Annotated in this window: 15 protein-coding genes and 1 pseudogene; 5 read left to right on the forward strand and 11 right to left on the reverse strand. The window is 69.8% G+C overall.

Annotation, left to right across the window (positions count from 1 at the left end):
* Positions 1–197: 197 nt before the first annotated feature.
* The 3 genes from ACESK8_RS15795 to ACESK8_RS15805 are packed head-to-tail and all read right to left on the reverse strand — an operon-like array spanning position 198 to position 3,269.
* Positions 198–965: a hypothetical protein gene (locus ACESK8_RS15795; RefSeq protein WP_372969477.1), complete on the reverse strand. Its 768-nt coding sequence runs from the start codon at positions 963–965 to the stop codon at positions 198–200.
* A 38-nt stretch (positions 966–1,003) separates the two neighbouring features.
* On the reverse strand, positions 1,004–1,621 hold the full coding sequence (locus ACESK8_RS15800) for a pyridoxamine 5'-phosphate oxidase family protein (protein WP_372969478.1): 618 nt from the start codon (positions 1,619–1,621) through the stop codon (positions 1,004–1,006).
* Positions 1,622–1,670: 49 nt separating this feature from the next.
* Entirely contained in the window at positions 1,671–3,269 is a 1,599-nt protein-coding gene (locus ACESK8_RS15805; RefSeq protein ID WP_372969479.1) for an ABC-F family ATP-binding cassette domain-containing protein, read from the reverse strand.
* A gap of 155 nt (positions 3,270–3,424) precedes the next feature.
* On the opposite strand from ACESK8_RS15805, the gene ACESK8_RS15810 reads away from it, so the two are divergent.
* From ACESK8_RS15810 to ACESK8_RS15825, 4 genes are all read left to right on the forward strand, one after another.
* On the forward strand, positions 3,425–4,045 hold the full coding sequence (locus ACESK8_RS15810; protein WP_372969480.1) for a DedA family protein: 621 nt from the start codon (positions 3,425–3,427) through the stop codon (positions 4,043–4,045).
* Between the two features lie 5 nt (positions 4,046–4,050).
* The gene (locus tag ACESK8_RS15815) at positions 4,051–5,337 is read left to right on the forward strand and encodes a sensor histidine kinase (RefSeq protein ID WP_372969481.1); all 1,287 of its coding nucleotides are present in this window, start codon (positions 4,051–4,053) and stop codon (positions 5,335–5,337) included.
* Positions 5,334–6,005 (forward strand): response regulator, encoded by a 672-nt coding sequence (locus ACESK8_RS15820; protein ID WP_372969482.1) that lies wholly within the window; start codon positions 5,334–5,336, stop codon positions 6,003–6,005. Before ACESK8_RS15815 ends, ACESK8_RS15820 begins: the two co-directional genes overlap by 4 nt.
* Positions 6,006–6,115: 110 nt before the next feature.
* On the forward strand, positions 6,116–7,432 hold the full coding sequence (locus ACESK8_RS15825) for an acyltransferase (RefSeq protein WP_372969483.1): 1,317 nt from the start codon (positions 6,116–6,118) through the stop codon (positions 7,430–7,432).
* On the opposite strand, the gene ACESK8_RS15830 is transcribed toward ACESK8_RS15825, so the two are convergent.
* The 3 genes from ACESK8_RS15830 to ACESK8_RS15840 are packed head-to-tail and all read right to left on the reverse strand — an operon-like array spanning position 7,379 to position 9,247.
* Positions 7,379–7,972, reverse strand: a complete 594-nt coding sequence (locus ACESK8_RS15830) for an energy-coupling factor transporter transmembrane component T (protein ID WP_372969484.1) — start codon at positions 7,970–7,972, stop codon at positions 7,379–7,381. The two genes, ACESK8_RS15825 and ACESK8_RS15830, sit on opposite strands and share 54 nt — an antisense overlap.
* Positions 7,969–8,661 carry an energy-coupling factor ABC transporter ATP-binding protein gene (locus ACESK8_RS15835; protein ID WP_372969485.1) on the reverse strand — a complete coding sequence of 231 codons (693 nt, stop codon included), beginning with the start codon at positions 8,659–8,661 and terminating at the stop codon, positions 7,969–7,971. Before ACESK8_RS15835 ends, ACESK8_RS15830 begins: the two co-directional genes overlap by 4 nt.
* On the reverse strand, positions 8,651–9,247 hold the full coding sequence (locus tag ACESK8_RS15840; RefSeq protein ID WP_372969486.1) for a biotin transporter BioY: 597 nt from the start codon (positions 9,245–9,247) through the stop codon (positions 8,651–8,653). Before ACESK8_RS15840 ends, ACESK8_RS15835 begins: the two co-directional genes overlap by 11 nt.
* 49 nt (positions 9,248–9,296) lie before the next feature.
* Between ACESK8_RS15840 and ACESK8_RS15845 the strand changes: the two genes are divergently transcribed.
* On the forward strand, positions 9,297–9,890 hold the full coding sequence (locus ACESK8_RS15845; RefSeq protein ID WP_372969487.1) for a TetR family transcriptional regulator: 594 nt from the start codon (positions 9,297–9,299) through the stop codon (positions 9,888–9,890).
* Here the strand turns inward: ACESK8_RS15845 and ACESK8_RS15850 are convergent.
* The 5 genes and pseudogenes from ACESK8_RS15850 to ACESK8_RS15870 all read right to left on the reverse strand — a co-directional run.
* Entirely contained in the window at positions 9,853–11,223 is a 1,371-nt protein-coding gene (locus ACESK8_RS15850; protein ID WP_372969488.1) for an MFS transporter, read from the reverse strand. The two genes, ACESK8_RS15845 and ACESK8_RS15850, sit on opposite strands and share 38 nt — an antisense overlap.
* Positions 11,220–12,374 (reverse strand): MalY/PatB family protein, encoded by a 1,155-nt coding sequence (locus tag ACESK8_RS15855; protein ID WP_372969489.1) that lies wholly within the window; start codon positions 12,372–12,374, stop codon positions 11,220–11,222. Before ACESK8_RS15855 ends, ACESK8_RS15850 begins: the two co-directional genes overlap by 4 nt.
* Positions 12,375–12,376: 2 nt before the next feature.
* On the reverse strand, positions 12,377–12,706 hold the full coding sequence (locus ACESK8_RS15860; RefSeq protein WP_060926108.1) for a metal-sulfur cluster assembly factor: 330 nt from the start codon (positions 12,704–12,706) through the stop codon (positions 12,377–12,379).
* Between the two features lie 10 nt (positions 12,707–12,716).
* Positions 12,717–13,487: a Fe-S cluster assembly ATPase SufC gene (gene sufC / locus ACESK8_RS15865; RefSeq protein WP_060926109.1), complete on the reverse strand. Its 771-nt coding sequence runs from the start codon at positions 13,485–13,487 to the stop codon at positions 12,717–12,719.
* Position 13,488: 1 nt separating this feature from the next.
* Positions 13,489–13,614: pseudogene (locus ACESK8_RS15870) on the reverse strand (non-heme iron oxygenase ferredoxin subunit); the annotation flags it as partial.

Below are 13,614 nucleotides of genomic sequence, written 5' to 3' on the forward strand. Positions count from 1 at the left end.
CGGAGTGCCGCCGCTCGGTCTCGGGTGAGCGTCCGCATGATCGATCACAGCCCCTCGCACCGCATCCGAGATCGATGGTCGCGGTTCGCCGAGAATCAGGCTGCTCCCATTGCAGCGCGCGCGGGTCCGCTCATGTCGGGTCGACGGCATCCGCTGTCTGGGATCCCAGACGTCGCTGCACGGCGCACGCCGACGCGTCAGCCCCAGGCCCGCACGTCGGAGACGACGGCGGTCTTCGGGTACGCACCCGAGGGCGTGCCGATCTCGAAGAGGTCGATCAGGAGCATCAGCGGATAGTCCGGCGACTGCGGAATCCGGCGCAGCACGATCCCCTCGCACCCGATCACCGTCTCGCCGTCCCCCCAGATCACGGTCCAGGTGTGCGGCCCGCTCGCATCGAACGGCAGCACCACTTCAGCCATGTCCGTCTCCAGCCGCGGATCCCCGTGAGCCTTGATGCCGGTCCGCGCTCGTGTCGTCGTCGAGACGGCATCGGCGTCGATCTCGAAGATGCAGATCTCGCCGGCATCCAGGTCCGAGAGGTGTTCGGTACCGACGAGCCAGGCGGCGAGCATGCACCCGTCGTCGGTGCTCGCAGCGACCGTCACATCGATCCGTCCGCGGGCAGGAGCGAACAGCAGGCGCAGTGGTGTCTCCGTTCGCACCTCGAGACCGTCCGAACGGTGTCGGTGTGTGCCGCGCGCCGAGCCGAGCGGTCCTGAGAACATCGCGGTCTGCACATTCGACACGCGGAGCGGGGCATCCTCCGTCCGCCAATCGAGCTGATCGCTCTCGATACGCAGTTGCAGCCCCGTCTCGACGATCTTGTAGCGCGCCGCGGATCTCGCGGGAACCGTCCACTGCGGGAGGTAGTGGGCGATCCACTTCTCGCCGTCGAGCCCGGTCGAGAAGTCGTCCGCGAAGGTCGGAGCCTCCGACGGCGGAGGCGGGAGGATCTGGTCCATCGTTCAGCCGGTGAGGGCGTTCGCGGTCTGGTACCCGCTCATGCGCGAGTCTCCTCCTCGATCCGGTCGGCCGCTCTGCCCGAGAGCGTCCGACTCCAGCCGTCAGCGGCTGCCTCGTACACGAGACGGGTGTGGCGCCGATCGGCCTCCCCCTGCCAGAACTCGACACGGCTCGGGACGACCCGCCAGAGCACCCAGTCGCCGTCAGCGATGCCGGCCCGTGCGGCGGCCGAGCGCGCGGCGAGGTCGGCGGCGCTCTCCTCCGGCGTCGCCTCCTCCACACGTCCGCGTACTCGCACCGCTCGGACCTGCGGCTGCCACCAGAAGTTCAGAGCCGCAGCTCGCACAGCGTCGAGCTGCGCGCCTTTGCGCGACGACCTCGTGCTCGCGAAGCCCCACCCTCGTTCGTCGATCCGTTTCAGGATGAGCGTGCGCGCGTCGGGGACACCCTCTGCGTCGACCGTCGCCAGAGTGACGGTGTGCGGCTCCGCCACCCCTGCTGCCGCGGCCGCACGCACCCAGTCGGCGAAGAGGATCGCAGGATCCTCCGGCAGGTCACGGACATCCCAGTCCGGGGCGACGCCCGTGAGAGCGTGGCGGCCTCTCAGCCAGTCGTTGAGCTGAGCGAGGCCGAGATCCGAGTCGTGATGGGTCACCCTGTCGACTATGCCACTCCCGTCGGACGTGGCACACCTCGCACGCGCGCTACGCGAGCTCGATGAGGTCCTGGTAGTCCTGGCTCCAGATGTCCTCGACGCCGTCGGGGAGGATCAGCACGCGCTCGGGGTTGAGCGACTGCACCGCGCCGGGGTCGTGGGAGACGAGCACCACTGCGCCCTCGTAGTGGGCGAGCGCACCGAGGATCTCCTCGCGCGACGCGGGATCGAGGTTGTTGGTCGGCTCGTCGAGCAGCAGCAGGTTCGCCGAAGACACGACCAGAGTCGCGAGCGACAGACGTGTCTTCTCGCCTCCGGAGAGGACTCCGGCGGGCTTCAGCACGTCATCACCCGTGAACAGGAACGAGCCGAGCACCTTGCGGGCTTCCATCTCGGTGATGTGAGGCGCGGCCGAGACCATGTTCTCGAGCACCGAGCGGTTCACGTCGAGGTTCTCGTGCTCCTGGGCGTAATAGCCGACCTTGAGTCCGTGTCCGGGCTCGAGCTGGCCGGTGTCCGGCTTGTCGACGCCTGCCAGCATCCGCAGGAGCGTGGTCTTACCCGCACCGTTGAGTCCGAGCACGACGACCTTGGAGCCTCGATCGATCGCGAGGTCGACGTCCGTGAAGATCTCCAGGGATCCGTACGACTTCGACAGGCCGGTCGCCATCATCGGCGTCTTGCCACACGGAGCCGGCTTCGGGAAGCGGAGCTTCGCCACCCGGTCTTCCTGGCGCACGTCGTCGAGTCCCGCGAGGAGCTTCTCGGCACGCGCGATCATCTGGTGCGCAGCAGCGGCCTTCGACGCCTTCGCACCGAAGCGAGCCGCCTGCAGCTGCAGGGTCGTGGCCTTCTTCTCGGCGTTGGCGCGCTCCTTCTTGCGGCGCTCCTCATCGGCCACCCGCTGACGCAGGTAGTTCTTCCAGTTCATGTTGTACGTGTCGATGACCTGACGGTTCGCGTCGAGGTAGAACACGCGGTTCACGGTCTCGCCCACGAGCTCGACGTCGTGGCTGATCACGATCAGCCCGCCCTTGTAGTTCTTCAGGAACTCACGCAGCCACACCACGCTGTCGGCGTCGAGGTGGTTGGTCGGCTCGTCGAGGATCATCGTCTCGGCGTCCGAGAACAGGATGCGTGCGAGCTCGATGCGTCGGCGCTGACCACCGGAGAGGGTCGACAGCGGCTGGTCGAGGATCCGATCCGGGAGCGAGAGGTTGTTGGCGATGGACGCGGCCTCGGCCTCGGCCGCGTACCCTCCCTGAGCCTCGAACTGCTCGGTGAGGCGGGCATAGCGCTTCATCGCCTTGTCGGCCACCGCCGGGTCGTCGGAACCCATCGCCATCGATGCTTCGGTCATCCCGAGGTTGAGCTGACCGAGTCCGCGCGCGTCGAGGATGCGCGTGCGCGCCAGGTCCTCCGGGTTGCCCGAGCGGGGGTCCTGCGGCAGGTAGCCGAGCTCACCCGAGCGCGTCACGCTGCCGCCGGAGGGGAGGACATCGCCGGCGAGCACCTTGGTGAGGGTGGTCTTGCCCGCGCCGTTGCGGCCGACGAGACCGATCTTGTCTCCGTCGCTCACACGGAACGACACGTTCTCCATCAGGAGGCGTGCGCCCACGCGGATCTCGAGTTCGTGCACGGCAAGCACAGCGGGATGTCCGTTCGTTCAAGGGGATTCAGGCCGAGGGGCCAAACTCCCAGTATAGATCGCCTGGCTGAGTGCCCGGATCTACCTCTCCGGGGGGATGCGGTCGATACCTCAGAGTGATGCCGGGAGGCGCACCCCGTTCCTAGCCTTCTGGAGTGGACGTCATCAACGAGCTCATCCTGCAGACCGTCGCCTCACCCTGGCTCTTCGCCGTGCTGTTCGCGGTGACGGTGATCGACGGCTTCTTCCCGCCCATCCCGAGCGAGACCGTGCTGGTGGCGGCGGCGGCGGTGCTCGCCTCCACCGGCGATCTCTGGGGTCTCGTCCCCCTCGGGCTCGTCGCCGCCGTGGGTGCCACGATCGGCGACAACATCGCGTTCGCCCTCGGTCGGCGTCTGGGCACCACCCGGTGGGCCTGGATGCGACGTCCGCGGGTCGCTGCGGCATTCACCACCGCGGAGCAGGCGCTGACGCAGCGCAGCGCCGCCCTGATCCTCGGCGCGCGCTACATCCCGGTGGGCCGTGTCGCCGTCAACATGACGGCCGGCGCCGTCGGTCTGCCGTGGCGCAGATTCCTGCCGCTCAGCATCGTCGCCGGCATCAGCTGGAGCGCTCTGAGCCTGGTCATCGGCCTCGCTGCAGGGTCGTGGATCAAGGACCAGCCGCTCGTCAGCGCAGCCATCGGCATCGCCGTCGCGCTCGTGATCGGGCTGATCATCGACCGCGTCGCCGCCGCCCGCCGTCGCCGCGCGCCGGCTCTGCACCTGGCAGGATGAGGGACATGGCACGTCGTCGGCCGCGCATCCCCCGCGCTCCCCGCATCAGCCGTCGCACCGCCGCCCTGGCTGTGCTCGGCGGTGCGAGCTTCGTGCTGTTCGCGGTGCTCGTGCCGATCCAGACCGCCCTGTACGGCACGCTGCTGCCGCTGTCCTTCATCCTGGCAGCGGCGCTGTGCGGCGCACCGTACCTCTCGCTCAACCGCCCTCGGTCGGCGATCGCGCTGTTCTCCGCAGCCGCGCTCACACTGCCCCTGATCGTCGATCCCGCGCTGGCGACAGAGTCCCCCTGGCCGTGGTCGGTCCCCGCACTGCTGACCTTCGTGCTCTTCGTCGGCGTCGTCACCTTCGTGCACGGCGCGCGCGTGGGCGTGCTCCCCCTCATCGTCGGCACGCTGCTCTCGCTCACGGCTCCGCTGCTGCGCCCCGAGGTGGTCTCCACCCGGGCGACCGCCGGAAGTGCCACCGCCGACCTCATCGTGACCACCTCCGTCGCCGCGGCGATGTTCCTCGTGGCGACGCTCATCGCCGGACGCGTCAGAGTCTCCGCCGAACTCATCAAGGAGCGCGAGCACGCGGCCCTGGAGGAATCCCGGCGCGCGCTCGTCGAGGAGCGCACGCGGATCGCCAGGGAGCTCCACGACGTCATCGCGCACAGCATGTCCCTGATCCAGGTGCAGGCATCGACCGCTCGGTACCGGCTGCCCGAAGTCGGCGAGGAGGCCACGGCGGAGTTCGACAGCATCGCGGCGACCGCGCGCAGCTCGCTCACCGAGATGCGCCGGATGCTCGGGGTGCTGCGCACGGAGGACCAGACCGCCGAGCTCGCGCCCGTGCAGGCGATCGACGACATCCCCTCCCTGGTCGACACCCTGCGCCGGGCAGGTGTCACGGTGGGCCTGGAGATCACCGGCTCCGCCACGGACGCCCCTCCGGCCGTGCAGATCGCCGCCTTCCGCATCGCCCAGGAGGCGCTGAGCAATGCCGTCCGGCATGCGTCAGGGGCACCGGTGACCGTGCGCATCCAGACGGATGCCTCGACCGTCGGCATCCGCGTGCGCAATGGCCGCTCTGCCTCCTCGACCGTTCCCACCGGCGGCGGATACGGACTCCGCGGCATGCGCGAGCGCGTCGAGCTGCTCGGCGGCTCCTTCGCCGCGGCGCCGACGAGCGACGGCGGCTGGGAGGTCAGCGCCGTCCTCCCGGTGCACGAACCCGCGACGGACGAGGCCACCGCGGACGCCGCTGCCCCGACCGAGACCCGCCCCGTTCATCCCCAGGAGACCCCGTGACGATCAGCGTCCTCATCGCCGACGACCAGGCCATGGTCAGAGCGGGATTCGCCGCGCTCCTCGACGCGCACGACGGCATCAGGGTCGCAGGACAGGCGGCGGACGGCGCCGAGGCCGTGACCCTGGCCGCACGCCTCGATCCGGACGTCATCCTGATGGATGTGCGCATGCCGGGTGTGGACGGCATCGAGGCGACCCGCCGCATCCTCGGTCCCGGCTACCCCGCAGCTCACGTGCCGCGCATCCTCATGCTCACGACGTTCGACATCGACGACTACGTCTACGACGCGCTCGAGGCGGGGGCCAGCGGGTTCCTCCTCAAGGACGCCCTGCCGGAGGAGCTGGTGCATGCCGTGCGCGTGGTCGCGGCCGGCGATGCACTGCTCGCCCCCAGCGTGACCAGGCGCATGATCGAGCAGTTCGCCGGGCACCGGCCGCGCACTCCCCGCGCCGCGTCAGCGCTCGCCGACCTCACCGATCGCGAGCGAGAGGTGCTCGTGCTGATCGGCAGGGGCAGGTCGAATGGCGAGATCGCCACCGACCTCTTCATCGCCGAGCAGACCGTCAAGACCCACGTCGGCAAGGTGCTCGCGAAGCTCGGTCTGCGCGACCGCGTGCACGCCGTGATCCTCGCGTACGACGCCGGCCTGGTCGAGCCCGCGTCCTGACGCTCCGGGGCCGGTTCACCCCCCGGTAGGGGTGCGAACGACCCCTGGGGGTGATCCCCTGCGCGGCATCCTGTTCATACGCTCCTCGGACACCCACCGAGGAGGACACCATGGCCATCGTCGACGCACCCCCGCTCACCCCCCACCGAGCTCCGCTCCCCGCGGGGCGGGACACGGTCATCGACCTCCTCCGCGCCGCGTGCGTGGTGGGCGTCGTGCTGCTGCACGGGATAATGGTCGGGGTCACCGTCGTCGACGGAGGCCCGGTCTTCGCCAACGCGAGCGACGGCGCATGGTGGATCATCCCACTCAGCTGGATGCTGCAGGTCATGCCGCTGTTCTTCATCATCGGCGGCTTCGCCGGTCTCGTCGCCTTCCGCCGGATGCAGGCGCGCGGCGGAAGCGCGTCGCAGTTCATCGCCGGCAGGGTGCACCGGCTCCTCCGACCCGCCGTCTTCGCGATCGGCATCGTCGGCCTGGCGCTCGCCGCCCTCCTCGTCGACGGCGTGCCGGGGGAGATCGTCGCGGTCGCGGGATTCCGCTACGGCCAGCCGCTGTGGTTCCTGGGTGTGTTCCTGCTGTGCCAGGCGCTCCTGCCCGCACTGGCCGGTCTGCACTCCCGGGCGCCCCGCGCGACGCTGCTGGTGTTCGTGGCGTCGGCCATCGCCGTGGACGCAGTGCGTGCGCACACGGGAATCGAGGGCCTGGGCTTCCTGAATCTCGCCTTCGTCTGGCTCGCCCTCCAGCAGCTGGGATTCTTCCTCGCCGACGGCACGATCGACGGCCTCAGCCGGCGCACTCGCGCCCTCGGTGGCGGGGCCGCACTGCTCGCGCTCATCGGCACGGTCGTGAGCGGCGTCTACTCCCCCGACCTCATCGCCAACATCAACCCTCCGACGGCCGCACTGCTGCTCGTCGGCGTCGTGCACCTCAGCCTGGTCTCGCTGCTGCGCGACCGCCTCGACGGGTTCAGCCGCCGGAGGATCCCGGCAGCCCTCGCGGCATTCGTGAACCGCCGCACGATGAGCATCTACCTCTGGCACATGCCGGTGCTGCTCGGCATGGCCGGCCTCTCTGCGATGAGCGCTCTGATCATCGGTGTCCCGCTGCCGGCTCCGAGCACGCTCGAGTGGTGGCTGACGCGTCCGCTCTGGCTCGCCACCGCGCTCGCACTCACGGCTGTCGTCGCTCTCACCGTCACGCGGATCGAGACCGGGCCGTCCGTGCGTGCAGCGGATTCGCCTCGCCGTGTCGCCGCCGCCGTGTCGACCGGCATCGGTGCGGTGGTCCTCCTCCTCGTCCTGGGCACGACGGTCGTGACCGCGGCCGTCGCCGTGATCGCGATCCTGCTGGCGCTCCGCCTCGCCCGGTGCTCACACCAGTCCGCGGGCGGCGAGGGCATCACCCACGTCATCCGCGTGGCGTAGCGTGCGCACGAGGAGCGGCACGATCCAGCGGATGCGGAGTCGGATGCCGCGGGCGGATGCGGCATCCCTGACCTCCGTCGAGAACCGCGCCACCGTCGGCACCATCGTGAGCGCCAGGGCGATGGTCATCGAGACGGTCCGTGGGTCGATGCCGAACCTGCCGAGGGGGGTCAGCAGACGGTGCAGGACCCCGAGCAGGCTCTCCATGCGCGTCGTGACGGTGAGCAGCGTCGCCAGCAGGACGAGCGCCACGACGCGGGTGGTGTTGATCCACGCGATCAGCGGCGACACGAACACCCACAGTCCGATGCCCAGGATCAGGATCAGCCACCGCAGCCGCCACACTTCGACGACCATCGTGGCGAACGGGATCCCGGCGACCAGGTACAGCGCGCAGACGCCCGCGAGAGCCACACCGATGCTCGCCGCGTCGTGGGGGTACGCCGCCAGCGTCACCGCGAGCAGGGCGAAGAGCGCGAGCTTGGCCGCCGCCCGCATCCGATGCACGACGCTGCTGCCGGGGATGTACGTCTGGATCATGCGCAGACGTCGCGATAGGCGGCGATGACCGGATGCGGCTCGCCCGAGGCGATCAGGCGCCCCTCGTCGAAGAGCAGCACCTGGTCGCACCGGGCGGCGAGCTCGAGGTCATGGGTCACGATCACGACCTGCATGGGGAGCGTCAGCAGGAGTTCCGAGATGCGGCGCGCATTGCGCAGATCGAGGAGGGTGGTCGGCTCGTCGGCGACGATCAGGCGCGGCCCCGCGATCAGGACGGAGGCGAGCGCCAGCATCTGCTTCTGACCGCCCGAGAGCTCGGACGCCGGCACGTCGGCGTGCGCGGCGAGTCCGTGTGCCGTGAGGGTCTCGGCGACCTGCCGCTCGATCTCGGCGCGGGGCTCGCCCCTCAGTGACAGGGCCAGATCCTCCGCCGGGGTCGGCATCAGGATCTGGGCCTGGGGGTCGGTGAAGACGAAGCCGACTCGACGACGCAGCGCCGCGGTGTCCCGCTCCGCATCGAGGCCGTGCACGCGCACCCGCCCGCTCGACGGGCGCACCAGCGCGTTGAGGAGGCGCGCGAACGTCGACTTGCCGGATCCGTTCGCGCCGATCACGGCGATCCGCGGCGCCGTGAGCTGAACGCTGACATCCCGGAGGATCGTCCGGCCGTCGCGCACCACGGAGACGCGATCGACCGAGATCGTGTCGACCGCCGTCTCAGGCCGCACGGGCGGAGGCGGGAGCGGCCGCGCTGTCGCGGGTTCCGAACGCCCGCGGGTACGCGCGTCGGAGCATGACCGTGAGCACCGTCGCGGCGACCACCTTGAGCAGGTCTCCGGGCAGGAACACGAGGCTGGACACCGCGGTCGGCCAGAGGTCGACGCCGAGCACCAGCGCCTGCACGGGGATTCCGAAGAGGTAGACCACCAGGACGCCGCCCACCAGAGCCCCGAGTCCCACGCGCCACCAGCTCGGACGCCCGCTGCGGACGATGAGTCCGACGACGATCGCGCCGGCGATCCACCCGATCAGATAGCCCGCGGTCGGACCGAGGAAGACGCCGAGACCCCCTCGTCCTCCCGAGAGGACCGGCAGTCCCACGGCAGCCAGAAGCAGCACGAGCACGACCGACAGCGGAGCCAGTCGCGGGCCGAGCACCGCTCCCGCGAGCATCACCCCGAGCGTCTGCGCCGTCACCGGCACTCCCCCTGGCATCGGGATCGTCACGGTGCCGAGCACCACGAGGAGCGCGGCGAAGACCGCCACCCTGGCCATGTCGCGACCGAGGTCGCCGCTCTGTTCCGCCATTGTCATGTCCTTCCTGAACACCGTTCACCTGAACAGCGTTCACTATACTGAGAGGATGACCCCGGAGCACAACCCGACGCGGCACGACCGCGAGGGCGTCGCACGAGCCGCTCTCGCCCTGCTCGATGAGGTGGGGCTCGCCGACCTCTCCATGCGCCGCATCGCCGGCCGTCTCGACGTGCAGCCCAGCGCCCTCTACTGGCACTTCTCGAGCAAGCAGGAGCTGCTCGCCGACCTCGCCGACCGCATCACCGCGTCGATCCCCCGCGCGGATGCGGACGTCCCGACGGTGGCGCGGAGCATCCGCGACGCCCTGTTCACGCACCGCGACGGTGCGGAGCTCGTGCTCAGCACCTACGCCCTGGGACTCGGCTCCGCCACGGCCCAGGCCGCCGTCGAAGACGCGCTTCGCCGCTCGGGCACGGCGGATCCTGCCCAGCGCGCCGTCGCGCTGCTGCACTTCATCCTGGGCCACGCGACACTCGTGCAGCAGCGCATGCACGCCGACAGCCACGGCGCGATGGAGAACGGCGGGACGCTCGACGTCACCGCGGGCCTCGACCGGGTGTTCGACCTCGGCATCCGCGCCTTGGCCGGCTCTGCCGACCCCCTCAGCGCCGCGCCGACTCCGCGGCGTGACCGAGCCTGAGTCCGGGGACGAACCCGAGCAGCACGAGACCGAGGCAGAACGCGAACACGACGGAGAACGCCGTCGCCTCGCCGCCGAGGCTCGCGACGGCCAGGCCCGCCAGCGCGATCGCCACGGCTGATCCCGTCGAGTCCGAGATCGACAGCGCGGACGAGTTGAATCCCTGATTGCCCGGATTCGAGTACGCCAAGGTCAGAACGGTCAGTCGGGGGTACAGGAGCCCCATGCCACCGCCGGCGAAGGCCCAGCCCACCACGACCAGCACGGGTGACACGGCCCACAGGGCGGCCACCAGGACGCACGCCAGCGCGAGCAGCATCAGGGAGAGGCTGATCACCGTGATGCGCGTGTTGCCGAGGGCCTCGCCGACGCGGCCCTGCAGCTGAGAGGCACCGGCCCAGGCGAACGCCGCCAGCATGAGGGCGACACCCGCCCACGTCGCGGTGAAGCCGAATCGCTCGATCAGCAGGTAGGGGATGTACGCCTCCGCCGCGAAGAAGGCGCCGGCGGCGATGCCGCGCATCAGCACCACGCTCGGCAGCCCGAAGCCCGCACGGAGCGTCCTCCGGGGCAGCAGGGGCAGGACCGCGACAGCGATCACGGCGACGGATGCCAGGGCGAGCGGCCACCCGACCTGCACGGTCAGCTCGGCGGTGAACCCGATCAGCACCGCGAAGGTCGCCACGACCACGGCGAGGACGAGCCGGATGACCAGCGCACGGCGGTCCTGGGGCTCACCGTGACCGAGGTCCACCCCGCGCAGACGCACCGCGATCAGGAGGAAGGCGATCGTCGTCAGCACGGCGACGCCGAGGAACGCCCAGCGCCAGTCGAGGTACTCGGCGACAGCTCCCGCGAGGAACGGACCGACCATCGACGGCACGACCCACGCCGCAGCGAAGGCGGCGAACACCCGCCCATGCAGATGCGCGGGGTAGAGACGCGCGACGACGACGTACAGCGCGACGGTCTGCCCTCCCGCGCCGAGGCCCTGGACCAGTCGACCGAGCAGGAACTGCTCCATGCTGACGGCGAAGCCCGAGAGCAGCAGCCCGGCGATGAACAGGGTCACGGCGACGTACAGGGCTCCACGCGGCCCCCGAGCATCCGACCATGCCCCGGCCGCGACCATGCCGATCACGCTGGTCGCGAGGGTGCCGGCGAAGGCGACCGCATAGAGCTCGCGGCCGTCCAGGGCCTCGCTCACGATCGGCATCACCGTCGTCACGGCCAGCGCCTCGATCGCCGCGAGGAAGATCAGCGCGACCGCACCGACCGAGACCCAGAGTCGCTCCCTGTCCCAGATCGACGCCGCCGGAGTCCCGTCGGTCATCGACCCACGAGCGCCGCGATGCGCTCGATGGCCTCGGTGAGGATCTCCGTGCTCGTGCCGAAGTTCAGACGCACATGGCCACGGCCTTCGTCTCCGAAGGCGGGACCGAAGTGCAGCGCCACCTTCGCCTCCTTCAGGATGCGACGTGCGGGGTTGTCGCCCCAGCCGAGAGCCGAGAGATCGATCCACGCCAGGTAGCCGGCGTCCGGGATCCGATAGCGCGCCTCCGGCAGCTTCGCCGCGAGCAGGTCCTCCAGCAGGACCCGGTTGTGGTCGAGGGTGCGCAGGAGTCCGTCGAGCCAGGGGTCGCTCTCCTCGGAGAATGCTGCCACCGCGGCGAGCAGCCCGAACTGGCCGGTGCGCCACTCGACTTCGACGGGGAGACCGCGCACCACGCTGCTGGTCGCATCCGTCGCCGTGACCATGAGTGCGCACTTGAGACCGGCGAGATTGAAGGCCTTGCTGGCGCTGACGACGGCGTAGCCGACGCGCTCGGCGGCATCGCCGGTGTCGAGGAAGGGGGTGAAGCCCGCACTCGGCTGCGCCAACGGGGCGTGGATCTCGTCGGAGACGACCGCGGCGCCGTATTCGTCGGCGATCTCCGCGAGGGCCGCGAGCGAGTCGCGACTGTGCACCGTGCCGGTCGGGTTGTGCGGATTGCAGAGCAGCATCGCGGTCACGCCGTCGGCAAAAGCCGCGCGGATGCCGTCGAGATCGAGCTCCCAGCCGCTCCCGGTGTCCCTCAGCGGGACGCGTTCGACCTCGGCGCCGGCTTCGGCGACGAGCTCGTAGAAGGGCGGATAGACCGGAGGCGTCACGATGACCCGTTCACCCGGCTGCGTCACCCGTCGGAGGATCTCCACGATCCCCATGCTGACGTCGGCGGTGCTGCGCATCCGCGCGGGGTCGGCCTCCCAGCCGAACCGGCGTCGCGCGAACTCGGCATACGTCTGCGGCAACGGCGTCCGGGACGCCACGTACCCGGTGTCGCCGAGGTCGATCGCGCGACGCAGCGCCGCCTCGATCTCCGGCGCCAGCGCGAAGTCCGTCTCCGCCACGAAGAGCGGGAGGACGTCGGCGGGGTACTCCCGCCACTTCTCGCTGCTGCGCCGGCGAAGCTCCGCCAGGGGCAGAGCCGTGACCTCGAGCATCCTCAGATCGCGAAGCCGAGGGCGCGCATCATGTCGCGGCCGTCGTCGGTGATCTTCTCCGGGCCCCACGGCGGCATCCACACCCAGTTGATGCGGAAGCGATCGACGACGCTGTCCAGAGCCTGTGCGGTCTGGTCCTCGAGCACGTCGGTCAGGGGGCAGCCGGCACTGGTCAGCGTCATGTGGATGACGAGAGCATCGTTCTCGTCATCCCACGCGAGATCGTAGATCAGGCCGAGGTCGACGACGTTGATCCCGAGCTCGGGGTCCATGACGTCTTTGAGAGCCTCGGTGACCTCGTCGTACTTCGCGTCGGTGAGAGTGGCTGTCATGCGAATCAGCCTACGCCTCGATGGGGGCTGCGGGGTCGAGGAAACGGTCGTATCCCTCTTCCTCGAGCCGGTCGGCGAGCTCGGGGCCGCCCTCTTCCACGATCTTGCCGGCGACGACCACGTGCACGAAGTCGGGGCGGATGTAGCGGAGGATGCGCGTGTAGTGCGTGATCAGCAGGACGCCGAGACCGGTGGACTCCTTGGCACGGTTGACGCCCTCGGAGACGATCTTGAGCGCGTCGACGTCGAGGCCGGAGTCGGTCTCGTCGAGGATCGCGAACTGCGGCTTGAGCACCTCGAGCTGGAGGATCTCGTGCCGCTTCTTCTCGCCACCGGAGAAGCCCTCGTTGACGTTGCGCTGCGCGAACTTGGGGTCCATGCGCAGGTTCGCCATGGCCGCCTTGACGTCCTTGGTCCAGCCGCGGATCGACGGCGCTTCGCCGTCGAGAGCGGTCTTGGCGGTGCGCAGGAAGTTGGTCACCGTGACGCCGGGGATCTCGACCGGGTACTGCATCGCGAGGAACAGACCTGCGCGGGCGCGCTCATCGACGCTCATCGCGAGGACGTCCTGGCCGTCGAACGTGATCGACCCGGAGGTGACGGTGTACTTGGGGTGGCCGGCGATCGTATAGGCGAGCGTCGACTTGCCGGAGCCGTTCGGCCCCATGATGGCGTGGGTCTCACCGGTGTTCATGGTGAGGGTGATTCCGTTGAGGATCGGGGTGGTCCCCGCCTCGGTCTCGACCGTCACGTGCAGGTCGCGGATTTCGAGAACAGACATGTCAGACTTCCTTCGTCACAGTCGGGTCGATGAGCACGTCGTCGCCGTCGATCTCGACGACGTAGACCGGAACGGGCTCATAAGCAGGGAGGTTCTGGGGCTTGCCGGTGAGCAGCGAGAACGCGGA

Origin of the sequence: Microbacterium sp. (assembly GCF_041641055.1) — a bacterium.
In the GTDB taxonomy this organism is placed as follows: Bacteria; Actinomycetota; Actinomycetes; order Actinomycetales; family Microbacteriaceae; genus Microbacterium.

What these genes read in the sequence shown, in the direction of transcription:
- ACESK8_RS15795 (WP_372969477.1), bottom strand. Translation starts at nt 965, where the DNA reads ATGGACCAGATCCTCCCGCCTCCGCCGTCGGAGGCTCCGACCTTCGCG.
- ACESK8_RS15815 (WP_372969481.1), top strand. Translation starts at nt 4,051, where the DNA reads ATGGCACGTCGTCGGCCGCGCATCCCCCGCGCTCCCCGCATCAGCCGT.
- ACESK8_RS15825 (WP_372969483.1), top strand. Translation starts at nt 6,116, where the DNA reads ATGGCCATCGTCGACGCACCCCCGCTCACCCCCCACCGAGCTCCGCTC.
- ACESK8_RS15830 (WP_372969484.1), bottom strand. Translation starts at nt 7,972, where the DNA reads ATGATCCAGACGTACATCCCCGGCAGCAGCGTCGTGCATCGGATGCGG.
- ACESK8_RS15840 (WP_372969486.1), bottom strand. Translation starts at nt 9,247, where the DNA reads ATGACAATGGCGGAACAGAGCGGCGACCTCGGTCGCGACATGGCCAGG.
- ACESK8_RS15845 (WP_372969487.1), top strand. Translation starts at nt 9,297, where the DNA reads ATGACCCCGGAGCACAACCCGACGCGGCACGACCGCGAGGGCGTCGCA.
- ACESK8_RS15850 (WP_372969488.1), bottom strand. Translation starts at nt 11,223, where the DNA reads ATGACCGACGGGACTCCGGCGGCGTCGATCTGGGACAGGGAGCGACTC.
- ACESK8_RS15855 (WP_372969489.1), bottom strand. Translation starts at nt 12,374, where the DNA reads ATGCTCGAGGTCACGGCTCTGCCCCTGGCGGAGCTTCGCCGGCGCAGC.
- ACESK8_RS15860 (WP_060926108.1), bottom strand. Translation starts at nt 12,706, where the DNA reads ATGACAGCCACTCTCACCGACGCGAAGTACGACGAGGTCACCGAGGCT.
- sufC (WP_060926109.1), bottom strand. Translation starts at nt 13,487, where the DNA reads ATGTCTGTTCTCGAAATCCGCGACCTGCACGTGACGGTCGAGACCGAG.